Annotated in this window: 4 protein-coding genes; 2 read left to right on the top strand and 2 right to left on the bottom strand. The window is 67.9% G+C overall.

Translation table 11 applies throughout. The features are described 5' to 3' along the window. Nucleotides 1–373: 373 nt before the first annotated feature. Nucleotides 374–2,491: an IS110 family RNA-guided transposase gene (locus tag ACY34I_RS40055; protein ID WP_462760719.1), complete on the top strand. Its 2,118-nt coding sequence runs from the start codon at nucleotides 374–376 to the stop codon at nucleotides 2,489–2,491. A gap of 286 nt (nucleotides 2,492–2,777) precedes the next feature. Continuing rightward, nucleotides 2,778–4,094, top strand: a complete 1,317-nt coding sequence (locus ACY34I_RS40050) for an ISL3 family transposase (RefSeq protein ID WP_462760717.1) — start codon at nucleotides 2,778–2,780, stop codon at nucleotides 4,092–4,094. Between the two features lie 61 nt (nucleotides 4,095–4,155). Here the strand turns inward: ACY34I_RS40050 and ACY34I_RS40045 are convergent, their stop codons facing one another. Together ACY34I_RS40045 and ACY34I_RS40040 are read right to left on the bottom strand one after the other, a co-directional pair. Next, nucleotides 4,156–4,311, bottom strand: coding sequence for a hypothetical protein (locus ACY34I_RS40045; protein WP_462760715.1), 156 nt, complete (start codon nucleotides 4,309–4,311; stop codon nucleotides 4,156–4,158). Between the two features lie 276 nt (nucleotides 4,312–4,587). Beyond that, nucleotides 4,588–5,421: tyrosine-type recombinase/integrase (locus ACY34I_RS40040; RefSeq protein WP_462760713.1), on the bottom strand; the 834-nt coding region annotated here is incomplete at its 5' end.

Here is a 5,421-nt window from a genome sequence, read left to right as displayed (position 1 = left end):
CGGCCGTCCAGGCGTTGTCGATGCCCCACGCTCGTCACGGACCACCTCTTCGCGCAGAAGCCGCAGGCCCGAACCTGGCTCAGCATGATCAGACATCCGCTCATCGACAGAGTCGGACGTCCGAGAACCTGGTCGAACGCGCGCGTCGCGGCTACCTATTGACTGGTGGTACGACCGCAGCCCGGCCAGGCTTGGTCGAGGTGACCGGTGGGGTCGCTCTCATCGCGGCTGCCCACCGCAGGTTGGTGTGGCTCTCATCTGGCGTGCGCCCCGCCGGTCACCGCGGCGGAGAGAGGCTCAAGAGGGGACTGCCCAGCTCAAGGTAGCGCTGCCCTCCCGTCGATGACCCATCGTCGGATCGAGGGAGGACACGATGGCCCAGGTCATCATCGGCGTGGACCCGCACAAGCGTTCCGCCACCATCGAGATCATCAACGGCCGGGAGAAGACGCTCGGGCAGGGCCGGTTCGGCACCGACCGCGACGGCTACCAGGCCATGCTCGCCGCCGGACGCAAGCACAAAGACCGCCTTTGGGCGGTCGAGGGCTGCAACGGCATCGGCCGGCACATCGCTCAACGCCTGGTCTCCGACGGCGAAACCGTCGTGGACGTCCCCGCGAAGCTGTCCGCCCGGGCCCGCGTGTTCGCCACCGGCCAGGGCCGCAAGACCGACCCGGTCGATGCCCGCAGCGTCGCGGTGGTCGCCCTGCGCACCGAAGGTCTGCGGCAGGTCGTCACCGACGACACCACGGTCGCGTTACGGCTGCTCGTCGACCGCCGTGACCAGCTCGGCCGGGCCCGCACCGAAGTGGTCTCCCGGCTGCATCACCTGCTACTCGAGTTGGTGCCCGGCGGCGCGAAGAAGGACCTGTCCGCCCAGCAGGCCCGCGCCCTGCTGGGCACCGTGCGCCCGCGTGACGTGGTCGGCAAGACCCGCCGCCGGCTGGCCTCCGAGCTGATCCAAGAGCTTGTCGTCATCGACAAGAAGATCAAAAGCGCGAAACAGGAACTCACCGACCTGGTCAACAGCACCGGCAGCCGGCTGATGAACTTGACCGGCATCGGACCATCCGGCGCAGCCCGCCTGCTCGGCGACATCGCAGACATCGCCCGGTTCAGCAGCCGCGCCCACTTCGCCTCATGGAACGGCACCGCGCCGATCGACGCCTCGTCCGGCGAGCAGAACCGGCACCGGCTCTCTCGCGCCGGGAACCGGCGCATCAACCGGGCCCTGCACATCATGGCCATCGTCCAGCTGCGCCGAGACACCGAAGGACGCCGCTACTACCGGCGCAGACTGGCCGCGGGCAAGACCCCGATGGAGGCCCTACGGGCACTGAAACGGCGCCTGTCCGACATCGTCTACCGCCAGATGGTCGCCGACGCCAAGCTGGTCAAGACGGGCCCGGGAGGACACGCGGGGGCGACTCATCCAGCGCGGCCGACCCGAACCCCGAGATCGACACTTCGGAACAGTCACTTCCCGGACCCGCCAAACCCCAGCCTAGAACAACCCTCGCCGCGGCCTCTTGACACAGAGGGGTGCCAGATCCGGAAACGAAGAAGCGGACTGCTATATCGGTCCTCTAAGCTCGCTCGGATGACGGCCCCGGTGCGTTATCGATCTTCCGAGGAAGACAGCGGCAGGTGGCTCGCTTTCCCGTTCCGGCGCGGCGACATCGTCATCAGCACCCGATCCAAAAGCGGCACCACCTGGATGCAGATGATCTGCGCGCTGCTGATCTTCCAGACCGCGGACCTGCCGGCGCCGTTGGCGCAACTGTCCCCGTGGCTCGACTGGCTGACTGCTCCACAGCGGCAGGTGTACGACCATCTCGCCGCCCAGCAGCATCGGCGCTTCATCAAGACGCACACGCCACTGGACGGGGTACCGATCGAGCCCGACGTGTCGTACATCGTGGTGGCGCGGCACCCGCTGGACATGGCGGTGTCCTTGTACCACCAGAGCGACAACATCGACCGGGAACGAGTGTGCGAGCTCACCGGCGAACCGCCGTCCAGCAGTGCACCGCCGGCACGGCCTGCCCTGCATTCCTGGTTGGTGCGGTGGACCGAGCGTGATAGGGATCCGCGGGAGGCGTTGGACTCGCTGCCCGGTGTGCTGTGGCATCTGACTGATGCCTGGCGACGCCGGGGGGAGCCGAATGTGTTGCTGGTGCACTATGACGATCTCCTGGCTGACCTCGGAGGACAGATGCGGCGGATCGCCGCCTGGCTAGGTATCGAGGTGCCAGCCGAGCGGTGGGCGACGTTGGTGGAGGCCGCCACGTTCGCCGCGATGCGTGAGCGAGCTCAGGTCCTGGTGCCCGATGCCCTCGGCGTGCTGAAAGACCATCAAGTCTTCTTCCGAAAGGGCCAGTCGGGTGCTGGACACGCACTCCTGAGCCCCGAGGAACTCAGCCGTTACCACCGGCGCGCGGCTGAGATGGCCCCACCGGATCTGTTGGCCTGGCTGCACCGAGGACGTTAGCCCACCGGACCAGCCTCGGGGATCGGCTTGCTGTAGCCCAAGGCGGGCGCACCCTGGCGCCAACAATCCGACGCACTGTTTTCGGCAGATCCGGATACCGGAGCGGTTCGCTCCGATCGCCGATCACCGCACAGCCACCAGGCAGCCAGCGCGTCAACAAGGGATAGGGGCTCTTCGAACTTGAGCGGGGTTCGCGGCTGAGTCGACCCGAGCGTGAAGGGCTCGCAGCCCGTCGGTGATCATCTGAGTGTCTAGTTCGGATGGTCACAAGTGAAGAGCTGCGAGCATGGTCAACGATACGACCCGGCTGCTGGGCCTGGACGGCCTGGTCGCTGAGCGGGTCGAGCTGGACGTCACCGGTGTTCCGGTGGTGGACCTGTCCACCGGCTGTGAGCAGGCACGATGCTGCCCGCAGTGCGGACAACGTGCGCTGAAGGTGAAGCAGTGGACCACAACCCGGCCGAGGGACCTGCCAGTCGGAGGCCGGACGGTACGGCTGCGTTGGCGCAAACGTCGCTGGTACTGCCCGACGCCAGGCTGTCCGCGTAAGTCGTTCACCGAGCAGGTCGCGCAGGTCCCGGCTCGTGCCCGGCTGACCAGCCGGCTGCGGCAGGCGGCCGGGGCGGCGGTCGCCGACGCGGGTCGCACGATCGTGCAGGCCGCCCGGGACCACGGCATCTCCTGGCCGGTCGTCGCTGCCGCGTTCAGCGCCCACGCGAGCGCGGTGTTGCCAGCCGAGCCGGAGCCTGTCGCGGTGCTGGGCATCGACGAGGTTCGCCGCGGCAAGCCGCACTGGATCTGGGATGAGCAGGTCGGTTCGTGGACCGTGACGGCGGACCGCTGGCACGTCGGCTTCTGCGATCTGTCTGATGGTCAGGGGCTGCTCGCGCAGGTCGAAGGCCGTACCACGGCGGCGGTGACCGGTTGGCTGACCGCCCGCCCGCCGGCCTGGCGTGAGCAGGTCCAGGCGGTGGCGATCGACATGTGCACCGTGTTCAAGTCCGCGATCCGGCAGGTGTTACCGCACGCGGTGCTGGTCGTCGATCACTTCCACGTCGTGCAACTGGCCAACCGGGCGGTCACCGAGGTCCGCCGCCGCATGACCCTGACCCAGCGGGGGCGCCGCGGTCGCGGCAGCGACCCGGAATGGCGGATGCGTAACCGGCTGACCCGCTCGGCCGCCCGGATGCCCGGCAAGCACGTCGACCGCCTCGTCGACACCCTCGATGCCCTCCCGGCGGCGATCGGTGCTCCGATCCTGGCCGCGTGGAACGCGAAAGAAGACCTGCTCGACCTGCTCGCGGTCGCCCGCACCCAGCCGAACAGGGAACACCTCCACCGGCTGCTGCACCGCTTCTACACCCGCTGCGCCGCCTCTGACCTGCCCGAACTCCACCGGCTCGCCACCACGATCGAGACTTGGTGGCCACAAATACTGGCGTTCCTGACCACCGGCATCACCAACGCCGGCTCGGAAGGAACCAACCGGGTTATCAAGACCATCGCCCGCGACGCCTACGGCTTCCGAAACCCCGAAAACCAACGCCTACGCACCCGCACTGCCACCACCCGACGCCACCGCGGACACCTCAACCCCGCTTAAGTTCGAAGAGCCGGCATCCATGACGGCACAGGCGCAAAATTTCAAGGGAGCGCTGGAGTTGTCAGCCCCTCGGGTAGGCGCCCTTGAGGATCGCCAGAAGGTTATGCAGATAAGGCTCTGGGCCAAGCTCGCCGACCAATCTCGCGTTCGCCGCAACCCATTCTTCGTCCGAAATTATCGGATCGTGCGCGGCAGCCAGGTCGGGGTCGATATTCACCGCATAGAAGGATTGCCGATCGTGGCCACAACGCCACCGGGGGTCCACTCCCGGTCTGCGCCGCCCATCCGCAACTCTCGTCACTCAGTCCACGGCTTCGGCCGCCTCGATAGTTTCGCCTCCTGGCGGAACGCAGGTCCAGTGGCGCCGGTTGCGCTCATCTCCAGGCTCGCGGCCGGACCCGCCGCTTCGCGCGGGGTCCAGGGACTGCTCCCCCACCCCCCACGAAGCGACAGGTTCATCCGAGACAGTCGATCAACGGCGAATGGTCATCGGTCAGGCGTGCGAGGTTCCTTCCATCGTGGCGAGTGGGTGTGGTTGGTCGGTCATCGCCGACAGGGCGTCAGCGACGGCGTGTAGGTCGGCCTTGATGTAGGTGGTGGTGGAGGATCCTGGGCTGTCGGTGTGGCCGGCGTAGGCGCGGGCGACTCCGTAGCCGAAGTGGCGTTCCACCCAGGTGAGGGTGGTGTGCCGCAGCCAGTGGGTGGAGATGCCCTGGGCGGCGACCCAGGGCAGTCGTTCGCCGATGCGTTTCCACAGGTGGTCGTAGCGGCGGCTGCTGATCGGCTGGCCGTTGCGGTAGCGCAACAAGCGGTCGGTGGACACCAGGGCGCCGCGGGCGTGGGCGTGCTCGTAGAGATGTTCGGCGAGGTCGAGGGTAATCGGCTGCCACCGCACGGTGCCTTTCTCGGCCAGGCGCACGAGTCCGTTGGTGTGGTCCAGGTCGATGAGCCGTAGTGCGAGGGCTCCGCCGCGCCGGCAGGCGCTTTCGGTGTGCAGGCGCAGCAGCAGGGCGTCGAGGATGACGTCGTTGCCGCTGGTCTGCGCCACCGCATTGATCTCCTCCAGTTCGTGCGGCGTCAAGGCGCGACGTGTGCTCGGGAGGCGGCGGGGCTTGGCGACACGATGGGCGGGACTGGCCGAGGTATCGATCAGGCCGTCGGCGATGGCCCGGGAGTAGAAGGCGCGGGCGGCGGCGATGACGTGCTCGCCGGCATGCCGGCCGTTGCGGCTGTTACGCCGCGACCGGGCCGTAGCGATCATGTCTTGTTTCATCGCCTCGATGTCGCTGGCCGCGACGCGGTTCAGGGGCCAATCACCCCACGCGGC

The sequence above is a fragment of the Micromonospora sp. RTBAU3-60 genome (assembly GCF_054963695.1).
The sequence above is the reverse complement of the archived record's forward strand: the minus strand, read 5'-3'. Positions and strand labels throughout refer to the sequence as shown.

Bases quoted from the DNA above. Each gene is read 5' to 3' on its own strand.
- ACY34I_RS40055 (WP_462760719.1), top strand. From the start codon at position 374: ATGGCCCAGGTCATCATCGGCGTGGACCCGCACAAGCGTTCCGCCACC.
- ACY34I_RS40050 (WP_462760717.1), top strand. From the start codon at position 2,778: ATGGTCAACGATACGACCCGGCTGCTGGGCCTGGACGGCCTGGTCGCT.